Raw genomic sequence first — 15,925 nt, 5'->3', positions numbered from 1 at the left:
GGGGGCACCGGTCTCCGATCGGGTGGGTTTTCCCGACCGGGGACGGCCGCGGGGGGGCCGGTCAGCGCCATGTCCCCGCCATTGCGCACAGGGGTCGCCCCGGGATGGCGAACACGGATCGTGACGGAACGATCGCTGCGGTGTGGCGGATGGCGCGGAAAGCGACCTGCCCACCCGACCACCGCACGGCACCCTCCGCCGGATCGGGGCCGGGCACTCCGTCGGGCGGGGCCTGTCGTCGACAGGTCGACAAACCCGCCGGGATGCCGGGATGAGGCCGCGATGTCCCACTCCCAGGGTCGGTGACGAGACTCCGCCGGGCCGATCCGGCGCGACGCCGCCCGGCCACTGACGATCGCTCGCACCACAATTGCGCCGGACGTAGCGCGGGCACCTGTCACCACCACCCATCATCACGCAGAGTGTTCGGTTGAATTGCCTCTGTTGCATCGGCGAGCGTCAGCCTATGCTCGCCCCTTGGGTGTGACGCAAGCCTCACCTTAACCACCCGAGGACATGGGACCTGCATTTGTAGAAGATCCGTAACGGTGAATGCGGAAGCGCAATGATCGGCTCCGGATGTGCTGATCCGGGCGCGCTTCCGCATGCCCTGCGGCGGTGATCCGTCACCACGCCGGGCGACCACGAGGAGGCTCGACGGTGCGCGGACGGCAGCTCAGACGAGCGGCGATCTGCCTGCTGGCGGTCGTGGCGGCGGCGCCGGTCACCGCCTGCGCCAGCGGGCGGGAGGCCGTCGAAAGGCCGGCGGCGGCCCAGGACGACGGGCAACAGGCAACTCCCGACGGTGAACGACACGCTGCCGAAAAGGCGGCGCTCGACGCGTACGCCGGTTATCTGGCGGCCTCGCGGACGGCGAGTGGACGCAGTGATCCGCGCGCGCCGGAACTGTCCCGATTTCTCGCTGATCCACTTCTGACCCGTGTGCAATTGTCCATTCGCGACGCTAAGGAGCACGGTGCCGTGCGTACCGGGACGTTGAAGTCGGACCCGACCGTGACCGCCGTGAGCCTGGACGCGAACCCGGCCACCGTCGAGATCCAGGACTGCCTGGACCTGACCGGCTACCGGCTGGTCTACGCCAAGGACAAGCGTGTCGTGCCGGGCAGCGGGGGCGGCAGGCACCTCTCCACCGCCACGGCGACCCGGTATCCCGACGGCCGCTGGCTGATCAACTCGGGCGCGTTGCACCGGGAGCAGCCGTGCTGACCCGGGCCGGAGGGGACGTTCTCACCCGTACCCCCCGGGCCTCGACAGCTCGGCGGGCCCTCGCCGGGATCGGGCTCGCGCTCCTCCTGGTGGTCGGCACGACCCTGCCGGCCGCCGCCGCTCGGCGCGCCGGCCCGGGGGCAAACTGCCCGCCCGACCAGCCCGACTGCAGCGTCTGGGACGACGAACCCGGCAACCCGGGCGGCGGCGGCGACAACGGCGGTGGCGGCGACGACGATGACGGCGGCGGTGGCGGTGGCGGTGGCGTCTGCCGGTGGGAAGGGCGGACCGTGCCCTGCTACGACGACCTCAAGGGCTGGTTCAACAGCGCCGACGGCTGCTACTACGAGCTGGCCGAGCCGCAGAACGAGGCACCCGAGGGTCAGCACTGGTACGTACAGACCTGCAACGACGGCACGGACGTCGGCAACATCACCGTGGTGCTGCGGGAGGAGCCGCCCGGCTTCGGCGCGCCTCCGAACCCGGCGGAGTTGGCCCGACGCGCCCTGGCGAAGATCACGCTGGAGCGGGCGCCGCTGGCGGTCGCACCCCGCAAGAAGAACGGCCCCGGCCTGGTCGGCCTGCCGGTGTGGATGTGGTCCGAGCAGAAGACCGCCTACTTCGGCCCGCTTTATTCCGACGAGACCGATCGGGACGTCAGGGTCGACATCACGGCGGAGGTCAGCGAGATCGTCTGGGACATGGGCAACGGCGATCACGTGTCCTGCCCCGACGCCGGCACCCCGTACGTCGCGACGGACAAGGACCTTGCCGGCCGCACCTCCCCGACCTGCGGCTACCACAAGGGCTACCAGAAGGCCGGTAAGTACGACGTCACCGCCACCACGCACTGGAAGGTGACCTGGAACGGCGGTGGGCAGAGCGGAGAGATCCCGGTGACCCGGAACAGCGGCGTCGTACCGATCCAGATCAACGAACTCCAGGTGGTGACCCGATGAGCCTCGCGACGCGCAACGGAACCGGGTCGGTCGACGCACCCGTCAACCCGCCCAAGGTGGTCCGGCAACGTCGGGTCCGCCCCGGGTTGCTCGGCCTCGCCGTACTCCTGATCGCCCTCGGTGGGCTGGGCGCGGCGTTCGCCGTCACCTCGGTCCGGGCCACCGGCAGCTATCTCGCGGTCGCCCGGCCGGTGGAGGTGGGCCGGGAGGTCAGCGCCGCAGACCTGATCACCGTGCAGGTCGCCGGCGGCCACGGGCTGCGTCCGGTGCCCGCCGGCCGGCTCGACGAGGTGGTCGGCAAACGGGCCGCAGTGAAGTTGGTCCCGGGCACCCTGCTCACCCTGGGGCAGGTCACCGCCGATCCGCTGCTCGGCCCCGACCAGCAGCAGATCGCGCTCGGCCTCAAGACCGCCCAGGTGCCGGCCCGGCAACTGCACCCCGGGGACAAGGTGCTGCTGATCAGCACCCCGGACCGCAGCACCAACGGGGACCCGGCCGCCGTCAGCACCAGGTTCCCGGCCACCGTGATCGACATGGTCAGCCCGGCCAACGACGCCAAGGTGCTGTACCTGGCGCTGCCCACCCGGGACGTGCCCGCGGTGGTGGCCCTCACCGCGCAGGCGCGCATCGCCGTCGTGCTGACCGAAGCGGCCTGAGCATGGCGATCATCGCGCTGGTGTCGGCGAAGGGTTCGCCCGGCGTCACGACCTCCGCGCTGGCCTGCACACTGGCCTGGCACCGACGGCTGGTGCTCGCCGAGTGCGATCCGGCCGGCGGCTCGATCCTCGCCGGCTACCTCGGCGGCCAGTTGGACGGCCCCCGCGGCATCGGTGAACTGGCCGTGGGGGAGCTGCGCGACGGCAACCTGGAGACCGCGTTCTGGTCGCAACTGGTCGACCTGGACGCTCCCCGCCGGGAACGACTGCTGCTGCCCGGGCTTGTCGACCCGGCCCAGGGTGGCAGCGTCACCCCGCTCTGGCAGCGGTTCGCCGACTACTTCACAGCCCTCGACCGTGGCACCCCCGGCTACGACGTCCTGGTCGACTGCGGCCGGTTGCACGTGACCGGACCACCGTGGCCGGTGCTGCGGGCGGCCTCGGTGGTGCTGCTGGTGACCCGGGCGCACCTGCCGGACCTCTCCGGCACCCGCGCGGTGGTCACCGCGATCGAACGGGACTTCGCCGAGCACCGGGTGCCGCCCGGCACCCTGCGGCTGCTGCTGGTCGGCGCCGGACACGGGCGAGCCGAGATCAGCCGCGCCCTGAAACTGCCTGTCATCGCACGGCTGCCACACGATCCGCGTACCGCCGGGGTGCTCGCCCTGGGCGGGACCGTGCGGACCGGACGGCCGCTGATGCGCGCGGCCGCCGCGTTGGAGGTGCCGATCGGCGCGCTCCTGGACCGGCGGCAGGCCCGGTTGGCGTGGCCCGTGCAGCAGGGGGTCCCGGATGCGGTTTGAGCCGGTCTCCACGGATCCTCGCCAACAGCCACCGGGCGCGACCTCCACCGAGCCGCCGCTGGCCGGGCCGAACGGCCGGCACCAACAGCCCGTGCCGATGCCGCAGCCGACGCCCGCCGCCACACCGCCGACGGCATCGGCGCCGCGGCCCCGGATGGACTTCCAGGTGGTCCGGGAGCTACGCCGGGAACTCACCGAACGGCTCACCCTGTGGCAGCGCGGCCGGGAGTTCACGGCCGACGAGGAGGACACCGAACGGGCCCGGCTGGCCGTCACGGTGGTCGCCCAGTACGCGGACTTCGTCCGCCGGGCCGGCACCCCGATGGCTGCCGGTGACGAGCGTCTGCTGCTCGACCAGGTGACCGCCGAGCTGGTGGGGCTCGGTCGGCTACAGACGCTGCTCGTCGACGACACCATCGAGGAGGTGCACATCCTCGGCTGCGACCAGGTGCGCATCACCAGGCACGGCGGTGGGGTGGACTGGGCCGAGCCGATCGCCGACAGCGACGCCGAACTGGTGGAGATCCTCCAGGCGGCAGCCCGCCGGGCGGGCGCGACCGAGCGGTCGCTGTCCACCGTGAAGCCAACCCTCGACCTGCAACTGCCCGACGGCAGCCGGCTGGCGGCGGTGTTCCTGGTCAGCCACCGGCCGTACGCGGTGATCCGCAAGCACAACACGCTGGACGTGAGCCTCGACGACATCGCGGGCACCCGGGGTGACCTCGACGAGATGATCGATCCGCTGCTGCGCGACTTCCTGCGCGCGGCGATGCGCGCCGGGTTGAACATCATGGTCGCCGGGTTGGCCGGCGCCGGGAAGACCACGATCATCCGGGCGTTGATGAACGAGATCCCGCCCGACGAGCCGTACGTGCTGCTGGAGGAGAGCCGCGAGTTGTTGCCGGCCCGCCGCCGGGAGCGGCACCGGGCGGTGATGAGCTTCGAGGCCCGGGAGGGGCACGGGGAGCGCGGCTTCGACGGCCGTCCGGCCGGTGAGGTGACGATCGCCGACCTGATCCCCCTGTCGCTGCGGATGGGCGTGTTGCGGATCATCGTGGGCGAGGTGCGGTCCCGGGAGATCGTGCCGATGCTGCAGGCGATGACCACCAGCCGGGGCTCGATGTGCACCATCCACGCCCGTACGGCCGCCGGGGTTGGCGAACGGATCGTCGAGCTGGCGTTGGCGCACGGCCGCGAGATGACAGTCGACCAGGCCCGCCGGATGGCCGGCAACGCCCTGGACCTGATCGTCTACGTCACCATCGAGGACGAGACCGCCATCGGCGGGCGGAAACACCGGTTCGTCTCCCACGTGGAGGAGGTGATCGGGGCCGGTGAGGCCGGTCGGATCACCACCACCACGGTCTTCGGGCCCGGCCCGGACGGTCGGGCGGTCCCCCGGCACCTGCCGGAGCGGGTCCGCGACCAGTTGCTGCGTGTGGGTTACGACGTGCGGTTGCTGACCCGGTGGGTGGAGGCCGGCGCCGGCGCGTGGCGACGCCCCCGGCAGACCCGACTGGCCCGGCGGTGACCTGATGCTGGCCAGCCTTGAGTTGATCGCGGTGGTCTCCGGGGCCGCCTGTGTGGCCGGGTTGCTGTTGGCCGTGGTCGCGCTCGTCGGCACCCGCCGGCCACCCGGGCCTCGTCCGGGAGCCGGGCCGGGTCTCGGTCGACTGTGGCGTGGGCCGGGCGCCACCGTGGCCGAGCAGCGGGCCTACCAGACGCTGCTTGTCGCCGCGCTCGGTGCCGGCGCGTTGGCGTTCCTGCTGACCGGGCTGCCGGTGGTGGGTCTGCTGGTGGCGGTGGCGGTGCCCGGCACCCCGTGGCTGTTCGGGGTGGGCAGGGCCGAGCAGAGGGCGATCGCCCGGATCGAGGCGGTGGGCGAGTGGACCCGCCGACTCAAGGACGTCTCCGGCACCGGGCAGGGCCTTCAGCAGTCGATCATCGGCACGATCGGCAGCGTGCCACCCGGCATCGAGGACGAGGTACGACTGCTCGCCGCCCGCCTACAGGCCGGCTGGCTGGCCCGATCCGCGCTGCTGGCGTTCGCCGACGAGATCGCCGACCCGGTCGGTGACCAGGTGGTCGCGGCGCTGATCCTGCACCTCTCGGACCGGGGCGAACGGCTGGGTGACGTGCTGGGCTCCATCGCCGGCGCGGCATCCGCCGAGGTGGCCACCCGCCGGGAGATCGAGGCCAAGCGGACGCAACCCCGGTTCGCGGTCCGCTTCCTCACCGGAATGACCCTGGCCACCCTGGCGTACGGGCTGCTCAACGCCGAGTACATCGAGCCGTACGGCTCGCCGGTGGGTCAGGTGGTGATGGCCGCCCTCGGCGCGGCCTTCATCGGCCTGCTGGCCTGGGTGCGGTCGATGAGCCAGCCGCAGCGGCCGTCCCGGTTCCTGCCGGCGCCCGACCCGGACGAGGTGATCGCGTGAGCGCGAGGAGTGCAGCGCAGCGGAGCCCCGCAGTCGCGAACGAAAGGCGGCTCCCATGATGCTGAACTGGCAGCTCGCCATGGCGGTCTGTGGTGGTGCCGGCATCGGGTTGGGCGTGTTCCTGGTGGTCCGGGAGTTGGTGCCGGCGACCCCGGCGCTCGGGCCGGCGCTGCGCCGGCTGCACCAGCCGCCGGGCACCGGCCGGGCCGCCACACCCGCCTCTCGGCGACTGGACTCGCTGACCGGGTTGTCCCGCTGGTTGCGACCGCCGCACCGGCAGCTCGCCCTGATCGGCCAGACTCCCGAGCAGTACGCGCTGTCGGTGCTGCTCTCCGCACTGATCGGGCTGGCCACGCCGACCCTGCTCGGGGTGGCGCTGCTGGTGCTCGGCGTCTCGTTCCCGCTCGTCGTACCTGTGCTCGGCAGCCTCGGCCTGGCACTGATCGGCGGGCTGTTGGCACACCGGGCCGTACTGACCAAGGCCGAGGCGGCCCGGGCCGAGTTCCGCGCCGCCGTGTGCACCTACCTCGACCTGGTGGCGTTGCAGCTCTCCGCCGCGCACGGGCCGGTGCAGTCGCTGGAGCGGGCCGCGGCGGTCTGCGACGGCTGGGTGTTCGATCGGCTCCAGGAGTCGCTGCGGATCGCCCAGATGCAGATGCACGCGCCCTGGGACGAGCTGCGCGACCTCGCCGACAAGATCGGCATCCCGGAGCTGGGCGACGTCGGCGCGATCATGCGCTCCTCCGGCAGCGAGGGGGCGCAGGTGCACGAGACCCTGCGCAGTCGGGCCGACTCGTTGCGCGACCAGATCCGCACCGACAACCTCGCCCGCGCCGAGGGAGTGACCAGCCGACTCGACATCCCGGGCGCACTTCTGGTCTTCGTGCTGCTCGGCTTCGTTCTCTACCCGTTCGTCGCCCGTGTTTGAAACCCTCCCCCTGAAGGAGAACGCCATGTCCATCCTCAGCTACCTGCACGTCGTGCTGACGACGCGCCTGGCCGAGCTGCGCCGCGACGGTGAGCGCGGTGACAGCCCGGTGCCCACCGCGGTGATCATCGCCGGCCTGGTCGCCGTCGCCATCGCCGTCACCGCCCTGGCCCTGACCAAGGCCGACAACTGGATGACAGGTATTCCGAACCACCCAGGCACCGCCCCCGGCGCCGGCGAAGGCGCGGGCGGGTAGCCGGGATGCGCCGAGCCCTGTTCCCCGGGTGGCGCCGGGTGGTCACCGCCACCCGGCGCCGCCTCACGGGCGGTGACCGGGAGCGGGGCGCCAATCCGGTGGAGCTGGCCGTGATGATGCCGCTGATCCTGGTGCTGCTCTTCGCCTCGGTCCAGGTCGCGGCCGTCTTCCTCGCCCGCTCGACCGCCCTGCACGCCGCGCAGAGCGGTGTCAACGCACAACGGTCGTACCAGGCGCCCAACGGTGCCGGCGTGGACAGCGCGACCCACTTCCTCCAGGTCGCCGGCGGCTGGCTGGTGGGCTGGGACAGCGCCGGCCCGACCTGCGTGATCATCGACGAGATCGAGGTCACCTGCACGGTGCACGGCAGGTCCCTGTCGGTCGTGCCGGGCGTGGACTTCGCGATACGGCAGACCGCCCACGGAACGGTGGAGCGGGTGACCGAGCCGTGAACCGCACCGCCGAGCGGGGCTCGGTCTCCATCGAGGTGGCGGTGCTCGCCCCCGCGTTCATCGCGCTGATGGTGCTGGCCGGCGTCGTCGGGCGTACCGCGGTGGCGGCGGAGGCGATCGACGCCGCGACACACGACGCCGCCCGCGCCGCGTCGATCTCCCGGGACTCGGTCACGGCCCGGCAAGCCGCGCTGAAGGCCATCCAGGATCAGCTGGACTGGCGTGGGTTGGCCTGCGCCAACGATCTGGAGCCGGAACTCACGGCCAGGGTGGGCGGCAGTCCCACCCCGTTCGACGACGCCTTCACCAGCGGGATCGGTGCGGACGCGACGGTGACGGTGACACTCGTCTGCCTGGTGTCGTTCCGGGACATCTCGCTCGACGTCCTGCCCGGCATGCCGGGCGAGCGGCAGATCGAGGCGACCTTCACCTCACCACTGGACCGTTACCGGGGCCGGGAATGACCGCGGATGTCCGGCGCCCCCGCTCGGGCGAACACGGCCGGGTGAGCATCTTCCTGGCGGTGACGATGATCGGCGTGCTGGCCATCGTGGGTCTCTCCTTCGACGGCGCCGGCCAGCTCCGCACCCTGCAACATGCCGAGAATCTGGCCGCCGAGGCGGCCCGCGCCGGTGGTCAGGCCATCGACCGGGCGGCCGCGATCGATGGCCGGCCGACCCGGATCGACAGGGACGACGCGGTGGTGGCGGTCGCCAACTACCTGACCGCCGCCGGGGGCACCAGCGGCCACACCGTGAGCTTCCCCGAGGTCGCCGGGGAGACCCTGATCCGCGTCACCGTCACGATCACCTACAACCGCTCGATGCTCGGACCCTTCGTCGGCGACAAGTCGGTCACCGTCACCGGCGATGCGACCGCGCGCGCCATCACCGCAGCAGCACCGTAGGAAGGAAGGCAGCCATGCCCGTAACGGCTGGGTCCGTCGTACGGCGGACCGGACGCGTCCTCACCGGCCTCGGCGCACTGGCCGTGCTCTGTGCGCTGCTGGTTGGCGCGCCGATCGCACTGCTGGCCTTCGCCGGCAATCCCCTCCCTGATCACCTTCCCACCGTCGCCGAGATCGGCACCACGCTGACCAGCAGAGACGACGGCCAGCTCTTTCTGCGGGCACTGGCGGTGGCCGGCTGGTTCGGCTGGGCCACGTTCGCCTTCTCCGTCCTCGTGGAGTTGGGGGCGCAGACCCTGCGCCGCCCGGCGCCGAAGCTGCCCGGGATGAGTCGCCAACAGAAGGCCGCCGCCGCGCTCGTCGGCTCGGTCGCGCTGATCCTCGCGGCCAGTCCGGCCGCCGCCAGCGCCGCGGCCGTCTACGGCGCCCCGACGTACGCGAGCACGAACGCACCGGCCGCCGCCACCCTGGCCGCGCCGACCCGGGTGGGCGCGACGCCCGACACGGCGGCCCCGCTGGCGCAGAGCGGGCTGATCGGCAGGGCCGAGACGGGGTTCGCCGCACCCGGTGGCACGAGCGCCAACGACGGGGCCGCGCCTGTGTACCGGGTGGCCCGGGGCGACTACCTCGGCGAGGTCGCCGAGCGTTACCTGGACGAGTTCGGCGACTACCGGCAGCTCGCCAAGCTGAACAAGCTCGACGACCCGGACCGCATTCGCCCTGGTCAGCTGCTCCGACTGCCCACGGAGGCCACCGACCAGGGTGCCCGGCAGCACGCCACCGGACGGCTCGTCGACCGGCCGGCGGCACCGAAGCCACCCGCGCCCCGGCCGGCGCCCGAACGGGCCGCACCGCAGCGGCCGGCCCCACCACCGAGCAGCGGTACGGATTCGGCGGGCCAACCGCCCGCGATGACCGTCGGCGCGGCCCGAGCCGGCACCGAGGACCGGGTGAACCGGCCGCTCGCCGTCTCGGCCGTACTGGCGGTGGCGAGCATCGTCGGCGCGCAGATCGGCGCGGTCCTGGGGCTGCGCCGCCGCCCGGCCACCGCCGGCGCGGCTCCCCGGCTGGCCGCGTCCGCCCGCGGTACCCGGGGCGGTGCGGCCCGGAGCGCCGGCGCGAGCACGAGCCGGGGCGGCAGCGCGGCGCGGACCGGTGGGTCGGCGGGAAGTGGTGTCGCCTGGGCCGCCAGGCGGGCGGCCGCGGCCCTCGAAGCGCCAGCGACGCGTGACAACGGCACGGCACCGACACATCCTCGCGACGGCGGCGCCGCACCGAACGGCAGCGGGATCGCACCTCCCGGCAGCGGGACAGCGCACACTGGCGCGTCGGGCTGGGGTGGCGACGAGGGCTGGGCCGGCCGCAGCCCCGACGGCGGGTTGTTCGACGGCGGGCACGGCCTGGACTCGGTACCGGACGGGCCGTCGGTCGGTCGACACCGACGCGGCTGACCCGCACGTCGAGCACGAGCTGTCGGGAACTGGGCGACGGCGGTCGCGGCGCAGCGGCATCGAGCCGGCGGTTCAAAGCCGGCGGTTCAAAGCCGGCGGGTCAGGGCCGGCGGGTCAGGGCCGGCGGGTCAGGCAGGCGGGTCAGGGCCGGCGGTTCAGGGCCGGCGGTTCAGGGCCGGCGGGTCAGGGCAGGCGGGTCTGGAGCACGCCGTTCTGGATCCGGGTGGGCAGGATCTGCTGGTCGTTGCCGGAGGGCCCCTGCATGACCTCGCCGCCGTTGAGCCGGAACGCGCTGCCGTGCCACGGGCAGACCACGCAGGCGTGGCCGTCGATCTCCTGCACCTCGCCCTCGCCGAGCGGACCGCTCTGGTGCGGACAACGCTCCAACATCACTGTCACCTCGTCACCGTGCCGGTAGAGGATGACCGAGATGTCGTCGTCCACCTCCCGGGTGATCAGGGTGCGCTGCGGCAACGTCGCCATGTCGGCGAGCGAGTGCCAGCCGTCGGTCATCCGATGCAACTCGGAGACGCTCTGGTTGACCTGTGCCCCCTGCTTGTACGCGAGGTGACCCCCGACGTACGCCCCGAGGCTGACGGTCGAGAGCCCGAGGAAGCCGAGCGCGCGGCCGACGCCGTGCCGACCGGACAGCCGTGCGGCCAGCGAGCCGGCGTACAGCGTCAGGCCGACGGTGTTGGCGGCGGCGTGCACGAGGCCCACCCGGCGCTGGTCCCGGGCGAGTGCCGCCCAGTCGTTCAGCCCGGCGACCGCCGCCGGCAGCGCGCTGACGGTGCCCAGGCCGACAAGCACGGTGGCGGGTCGACGTTGCCCGGGCATGAGGTCCAGCACCGCGGCGCTGATCCACGCGCCGACCGGCACCTGCACCATCGCCGGGTGTAGCGGATGCCCGAGGGTCACCCCGTGCAGCAGGTCCCGCAGCCGCCGCGGACGCAGCGTCCCCAGGACGACCTTCTGCAACCGGTCACCCGCGCGGTCCAGCCGGGCGTCCTGCTCAACTTTCGTCAAAAGTGCTCGCACGGGTACCGACTTCCCGGCGATCGCCGTCGCAAACCGGTCGGCGGGAACAAACCTGCCGGACCGCCCACACCGCCGATCTTGCAGTTTCTGTCCCGACAATCCGGGGCACAAGCCGCGAACCGGCAACCGAAAGTGCAAGATCGACGGAGATCGACGGAGATTGTCGGGGGTGGGGCGGGGCGGGCATGCTGGCGGGATGGGTGTGCGGGTGGAGCGGGTCGGGGCGGTCAGCACCGTGGTGCTCGACCGGGGGGACGTTCGCAACGCCGTCGACGGGCCCACGGCTCGGGCCTTGGCGGACGCGTTTCGGGCCTTCGAGGCCGACCCGGACGCCGCGGTGGCCGTGCTCTGGGGGGCCGGTGGCACGTTCTGCGCCGGAGCCGACCTCAAGGCCCTCGGTACGCCGAGCGGCAACCGGGTCGAGCCGGAGGGGGACGGCCCGATGGGCCCGACCCGGATGACGCTCAGCAAGCCGGTGATCGCGGCGATCTCCGGGTACGCGGTGGCGGGTGGGCTCGAGTTGGCGCTCTGGTGCGATCTGCGGGTCGCCGAGTCCGACGCGACGCTCGGGGTGTTCTGCCGCCGCTGGGGGGTGCCGCTGATCGACGGTGGCACCGTGCGGTTGCCCCGGTTGATCGGCGAGAGCCGGGCCATGGATCTGATCCTCACCGGCCGCCCGGTGCCGGCCGAGGAGGCGTACTCGATGGGGTTGGTCAATCGGTTGGTGCCGCCCGGCCAGGCGCGGGCCGCGGCCGAGGAGCTGGCGGCGGCGATCGCCCGGCACCCGCAGACCTGCCTGCGCAACGACCGGGCGGCGGTGCTGGCCGGCGCCGGACGGCCCGAGCCGGAGGCGCTGGCTACCGAGTTGGCGTACGGGATGGATTCGCTGGCCACCGACGCGTTCGCCGGTGCGGCCCGGTTCGTGGCGGGCGAGGGCCGACACGGCACGATGCCGCCGGGAGGGGTGCACCTCCCGGCGGCATCCGGTGCTGGCTAGATCAGTTGCGGTTGATGGTGAAGGTTGTCGTGGGGTTCTGGATGTCCACCGCGTTGTTGCTCAGCCGCAGGTTGGTGAAGGTGACCGACCCGACGGCCGGCCCCTGCCCGGCCTCCGGCATCGGGTTGGCCCAGACGGCGAAGCCGGACTTGGCGTCGTAGGCGTCACCGCTCTTGCGCGCACCGCTGATCGAGACGTTCGTGAAGACCGTGTCGGTGATCGGGTTCTGCGGCTGCCCGCCGACGTAGTTGGTCTGGAACATGATGCCGCTGTAGGTCGGATCGACGATGTCGACGTCGCTGACCCGGATGCCCTGGAACACCTTCGAGGCGGAGAAGACCCAGATCGCCGGGAAGGTCTGCCCACCCCAGAAGTGCCCACCGGCCCGCACGATCGAGATGTTCTCGAACCGGGTCGGCGGGTTGGCGCCGAAGCCGTTCATCGGGTAGCCGAAGTCGAGCGAGCTGATGGTGATGCCCGAGTAGACCAGGGTGTCCGCGATGTAGATGTTGCGGAACGTGTTGCCGTAGCCGCCGTAGACGGCCACACCGGCGGCCCGCCAGGTGAGGGTCGAGGTCAGGTTCTCGTAGACGTTGTCCTTCATGTCGGCGCCGCCCGCGTCGATCGCCGAGAACAGCGCGAAGCTGTCGTCGCCGGTGGCCCGGGCGTCGTTGTTGCTGACCAGGTTGTTGGTGCTGCCGTTTGTCATGTTGATGCCGTCGGCGAACATGTTGCGGATCCGGGAGTTCTTGATCGTCATGTAGTCGGTGTTCGCGCCCCAGTAGAGGCACACCATGTGCTCGTTCCAGATGTTGTCGATCACGATGTTCGACACGTTGGAGAAGTCGAACACCTTGCCCGGACCGTCGATCCGCGAGGTGTAGTTGCCGAAGTAGGCGAAGTTCTTGAAGGACGAGTTCGCCGCCGAGTTCTCGGCCCGGAAGCCGATGTCGGTGTTGTCCTGGCCCGACGGGGCGTTGAACCGGGTGTACCAGGGGCCGGCGCCGGTCACCTGCACCGCCTTGCCGTACACCTGGAACTTCGACGAGGTGGAGTAGTTACCGGCCGGCAGGTACACGCCGACCAGGTTGCCGGTGGTGTCCATCCGCACCCGGTCCAGGGCGTTCTGCACGTCCTGGTGGGTGAAGCCGCCCGGCGTGGTGTAGCGCGTCGGGTCCGGGTTGGCGATCGGCGACACCTGCTCGGTGTTGATGAAGTCGATCGCGTAGTTGGTGGTGTTGGCCGCGTCCTTCTGGAGGCGGATCTTGCTGCCGGCCGGGACCGTCGAGTTGAGCATGACGTTGGCTTCGTCGTAGATGTGCCGCGGCCCGCCCGCGCTCGGCGAGTTGCCGGGGCTGGCCTCGCTGCCGTAGAGCCAGGCGTACCGGGACGTCAGGTCGATGGCCTTGTGGAACGTGCCGTTGACGTAGACGTTCAGCGTGGAGTTGATCCCACCCCCGCCCGGTGCGTCCGGGATGGAGAAGCGGGTGACAAGCGTGTTGGTGCTGGCCCGGGTGGTGAACTCGACGTAGCTGCCGGTCGAGTTGAGGGTCACCGCCCGCCGACCCGACGCCTCGCCGGCCAGGTCGCCGATCTCCCGGTTCGGTCCGACGACGCTGGCGCCGCCGCCGACCGCGCCGTCCTCGGCCTCGTACATGTCGTACGGCATGTTGGCGCCACGACCGACGAAGAGCGGACGGTCGCTCGTGTTGTTGCCCTGCTTGACCGGCAGCTCGTTGCCGTCGGCCGCGAGCACCACCCGCACGGTGTACTTGCCGTTCGCGGCGGTCCAGGTGCCCAGGTTGACCGGGCCGACCGTCGCACCGGCGTTGATCACACCGGAGTACGAGCCGGTCAGGGTACGGACCACGGTGCCGGACTCGTTGAGCACGGTGAGCGTGATGCCGTGCGAGCCGGACGCGGACGCCACACTGCCGGCGTTGCGCACCGACACCGAGAAGGTGACCGTGTTGCCGGCCGACGGGTTGCCCGGCGACCAGGCCACCGACGAGGCGACCAGGTCCGACGTGGCGACCGCGCTGACCACCAGTGGGCTGGGGTTGGAGTAGCTGTTGTTGGTGTCGTCGGACTCGACGACGGCGTTCGACTCGTCGACCTTCGCGCTGAGCGGGTAGCTGCCCGCGTCCCGGGTGCCGATGCTGGCGCTGACAGTTGTCGACGCGCCGGCAGCGAGGCTGCCGACCGACGCGGTGCCGACCCGGGTGGAGCCCAGGTAGAAGGTGACGTTCGTGGCGCCGGAGGCCGTCGAGCCCGCGTTCCGCACGGTCGCGGAGAGCGTGATGGTGCTCGTCTCCACCGGTGCGGACGGGCTGAACGACATGCCGGTCACGGTCAGGTCCGGGTTCGGCGCGGGGGTGCCGAAGACCTGGAACTCGGCCACCTGCCCGGCCGGGGCGCCGGTGTTCGAGGCGATCGAGAGCCGGACGTCTGCCGCCGCGCCGGAGACCGGGATGGTCACCGTGTTGCCGCTGCCCGGGTTGAAGGAGTAGTTCGCCGCGCCCACGAGCGTGGTGAAGGACGACGAGCCCTGGTCCCGGCCGAGCACCGTGATGTTCTGCGTACGGGAACCCCAGGCCGAGTCCGGGTTGAGCTTCACGACGACCTGGCTGAGGCTGGCGTTCGCGCCGAGCTGCACGGTCAACGTGCTCGGGTTGCCGTTGCCCTCCCAGTAGGTGGCCACGTTGTTGTCGTTGGCGTTCGTGGCCACGAACGTGTGCACGAACCCGGAGGCGGTGATCGGCTTGCCGACCGCCAGGTTGCTCCCGGTCGGCGGGTTGCCGGTGCCGGTCCGGGTCACGGTGTTGCTGTTCGCCGACTGGTTGCCGGCCGCGTCCCTGGCCCGCACGTAGTACGAGACCGTGGCGCTGTCCGCCTGGCTGTCGGTGTAGGTGAGCGTCGAGCCGTTGACGCTGCCGCGCAGCGCGCCGCCCGCGTACACGTCGTAACCGGTGACCCCGACGTTGTCCGAGGACGCGGACCAGGTGAGCCGGATCTGCCCGCTGGCGGGCTGGGTGTAGGCCAGGTTGCCGGGAGCGCTGGGAGCCTGGGTGTCGGTGCTGCCGGTGGCCCCGTACACCTCGACCTCGGAGAGCTGCGCGGCCGGCCAGCCGGTGTTGCCGGTGACCTGCACCCGCACGTAGCGGGTGCTGGCGGCGGTGAAGCTGACGGTCGCGGTGTTACCGCTGGCCGGGTTGAAGGTGTAGCCGGCGGACGCCTTCAGGGTGCTGAAGGACGAGCCGTTGGTGGAGCCGAGCACCGACAGCGTCTGGGTGCGGGTCTGCCAGTCCGACGACGGCGGCAGCTTGAGCACCACCCGGTCGACGTTGACGGTGGCGCCCAGGTCGGCCTGGATCCACTGCGGGAACGCGTTGTTGGCGCTCTCCCAGTAGGTCGACGCGTTGCCGTCGTTGGCGTTGCCCGCCACGTAGTTCTGGTTGTAGCTGCTGGCGGTCATGGTGGCCGAGAGCCCGGCGAGCAGCGCCGCGCGGGCGGACCCGGCCGGGGCCGGAGCCGGCGTGGCCGCCGGTGCCGCGGTCGCGGGGGTGAGGGCGGGGACCGCGGCGAGGAGCAGTCCGGCGAGCGCGCCGGCGACCAACCGGCGAGGGGCCGGCAGCCGGCCGCCTCGGGGGACGGGACCGGGCGAGCCGGTACGTGGGGTGCCTCGGGTGGGGCCGTTTCTCGACATGGCTGGCTACACCTCTTTCGGGGGTGGTGTGGGTGCGTTGCCCGGTGACGGGTGCAGGGGTACGCCCGTCGTGCCGCGACAGGTGGGGGACGGTGCGGTGTGGGGGA

General features: G+C 72.0%; 13 protein-coding genes and 2 pseudogenes. 13 read left to right on the top strand and 2 right to left on the bottom strand.

Translation table 11 applies throughout. The features are described from left to right. Positions 1–660: 660 nt before the first annotated feature. From ACPXBU_RS07055 to ACPXBU_RS07000, 12 genes and pseudogenes are all read left to right on the top strand, one after another. The gene (locus ACPXBU_RS07055) at positions 661–1,227 is read left to right on the top strand and encodes a hypothetical protein (protein ID WP_393365453.1); all 567 of its coding nucleotides are present in this window, start codon (positions 661–663) and stop codon (positions 1,225–1,227) included. Continuing rightward, on the top strand, positions 1,221–2,186 hold the full coding sequence (locus ACPXBU_RS07050; RefSeq protein WP_425757235.1) for a hypothetical protein: 966 nt from the start codon (positions 1,221–1,223) through the stop codon (positions 2,184–2,186). Before ACPXBU_RS07055 ends, ACPXBU_RS07050 begins: the two co-directional genes overlap by 7 nt. After that, the gene (locus ACPXBU_RS07045) at positions 2,183–2,842 is read left to right on the top strand and encodes an SAF domain-containing protein (RefSeq protein ID WP_393365449.1); all 660 of its coding nucleotides are present in this window, start codon (positions 2,183–2,185) and stop codon (positions 2,840–2,842) included. The genes ACPXBU_RS07050 and ACPXBU_RS07045 overlap by 4 nt, the downstream gene beginning before the upstream one ends. Before the next feature lie 2 nt (positions 2,843–2,844). After that, positions 2,845–3,645 (top strand): ParA family protein, encoded by an 801-nt coding sequence (locus ACPXBU_RS07040; RefSeq protein WP_425757233.1) that lies wholly within the window; start codon positions 2,845–2,847, stop codon positions 3,643–3,645. Continuing rightward, complete coding sequence (locus tag ACPXBU_RS07035; protein WP_425757231.1) at positions 3,635–5,176, top strand: CpaF family protein; 1,542 nt, start codon at positions 3,635–3,637, stop codon at positions 5,174–5,176. Before ACPXBU_RS07040 ends, ACPXBU_RS07035 begins: the two co-directional genes overlap by 11 nt. Then, positions 5,137–6,083: pseudogene (locus tag ACPXBU_RS07030) on the top strand (type II secretion system F family protein). The gene ACPXBU_RS07035 and the pseudogene ACPXBU_RS07030 overlap by 40 nt, the downstream one beginning before the upstream one ends. A 58-nt stretch (positions 6,084–6,141) precedes the next feature. After that, positions 6,142–7,011, top strand: coding sequence for a type II secretion system F family protein (locus ACPXBU_RS07025; protein ID WP_393367035.1), 870 nt, complete (start codon positions 6,142–6,144; stop codon positions 7,009–7,011). Between the two features lie 25 nt (positions 7,012–7,036). After that, on the top strand, positions 7,037–7,267 hold the full coding sequence (locus tag ACPXBU_RS07020; RefSeq protein WP_425757229.1) for a hypothetical protein: 231 nt from the start codon (positions 7,037–7,039) through the stop codon (positions 7,265–7,267). A 5-nt stretch (positions 7,268–7,272) separates the two neighbouring features. After that, positions 7,273–7,719 (top strand): TadE family protein, encoded by a 447-nt coding sequence (locus ACPXBU_RS07015; protein WP_425757227.1) that lies wholly within the window; start codon positions 7,273–7,275, stop codon positions 7,717–7,719. Then, entirely contained in the window at positions 7,716–8,183 is a 468-nt protein-coding gene (locus ACPXBU_RS07010; RefSeq protein ID WP_425757226.1) for a TadE/TadG family type IV pilus assembly protein, read from the top strand. The genes ACPXBU_RS07015 and ACPXBU_RS07010 overlap by 4 nt, the downstream gene beginning before the upstream one ends. Then, on the top strand, positions 8,180–8,626 hold the full coding sequence (locus tag ACPXBU_RS07005; protein ID WP_393365438.1) for a pilus assembly protein TadG-related protein: 447 nt from the start codon (positions 8,180–8,182) through the stop codon (positions 8,624–8,626). Before ACPXBU_RS07010 ends, ACPXBU_RS07005 begins: the two co-directional genes overlap by 4 nt. 14 nt (positions 8,627–8,640) lie before the next feature. Continuing rightward, a pseudogene (locus ACPXBU_RS07000) lies at positions 8,641–9,720 on the top strand (LysM peptidoglycan-binding domain-containing protein); the annotation flags it as partial. Positions 9,721–10,260: 540 nt separating this feature from the next. Here ACPXBU_RS07000 and ACPXBU_RS06995 read toward each other — a convergent pair. Then, on the bottom strand, positions 10,261–11,115 hold the full coding sequence (locus tag ACPXBU_RS06995; protein ID WP_393365436.1) for a DUF2231 domain-containing protein: 855 nt from the start codon (positions 11,113–11,115) through the stop codon (positions 10,261–10,263). Between the two features lie 196 nt (positions 11,116–11,311). On the opposite strand from ACPXBU_RS06995, the gene ACPXBU_RS06990 reads away from it, so the two are divergent. After that, positions 11,312–12,112, top strand: coding sequence for a crotonase/enoyl-CoA hydratase family protein (locus ACPXBU_RS06990; RefSeq protein ID WP_425757224.1), 801 nt, complete (start codon positions 11,312–11,314; stop codon positions 12,110–12,112). 1 nt (position 12,113) lies between these two features. Here the strand turns inward: ACPXBU_RS06990 and ACPXBU_RS06985 are convergent, their stop codons facing one another. Beyond that, complete coding sequence (locus tag ACPXBU_RS06985) at positions 12,114–15,818, bottom strand: discoidin domain-containing protein (RefSeq protein ID WP_425757222.1); 3,705 nt, start codon at positions 15,816–15,818, stop codon at positions 12,114–12,116. Between the last annotated feature and the right edge of the window lie 107 nt (positions 15,819–15,925).

Source organism: Micromonospora sp. DT231, assembly GCF_049847025.1.
Lineage (GTDB): Bacteria > Actinomycetota > Actinomycetes > Mycobacteriales > Micromonosporaceae > Micromonospora.
The sequence above is the reverse complement of the archived record's forward strand: the minus strand, read 5'-3'. Positions and strand labels throughout refer to the sequence as shown.

What these genes read in the sequence shown, in the direction of transcription:
- ACPXBU_RS07045 (WP_393365449.1), top strand. Translation starts at nt 2,183, where the DNA reads ATGAGCCTCGCGACGCGCAACGGAACCGGGTCGGTCGACGCACCCGTC.
- ACPXBU_RS07040 (WP_425757233.1), top strand. Translation starts at nt 2,845, where the DNA reads ATGGCGATCATCGCGCTGGTGTCGGCGAAGGGTTCGCCCGGCGTCACG.
- ACPXBU_RS07035 (WP_425757231.1), top strand. Translation starts at nt 3,635, where the DNA reads ATGCGGTTTGAGCCGGTCTCCACGGATCCTCGCCAACAGCCACCGGGC.
- ACPXBU_RS07025 (WP_393367035.1), top strand. Translation starts at nt 6,142, where the DNA reads ATGCTGAACTGGCAGCTCGCCATGGCGGTCTGTGGTGGTGCCGGCATC.
- ACPXBU_RS07020 (WP_425757229.1), top strand. Translation starts at nt 7,037, where the DNA reads ATGTCCATCCTCAGCTACCTGCACGTCGTGCTGACGACGCGCCTGGCC.
- ACPXBU_RS07015 (WP_425757227.1), top strand. Translation starts at nt 7,273, where the DNA reads ATGCGCCGAGCCCTGTTCCCCGGGTGGCGCCGGGTGGTCACCGCCACC.
- ACPXBU_RS07005 (WP_393365438.1), top strand. Translation starts at nt 8,180, where the DNA reads ATGACCGCGGATGTCCGGCGCCCCCGCTCGGGCGAACACGGCCGGGTG.
- ACPXBU_RS06990 (WP_425757224.1), top strand. Translation starts at nt 11,312, where the DNA reads ATGGGTGTGCGGGTGGAGCGGGTCGGGGCGGTCAGCACCGTGGTGCTC.
- ACPXBU_RS06985 (WP_425757222.1), bottom strand. Translation starts at nt 15,818, where the DNA reads ATGTCGAGAAACGGCCCCACCCGAGGCACCCCACGTACCGGCTCGCCC.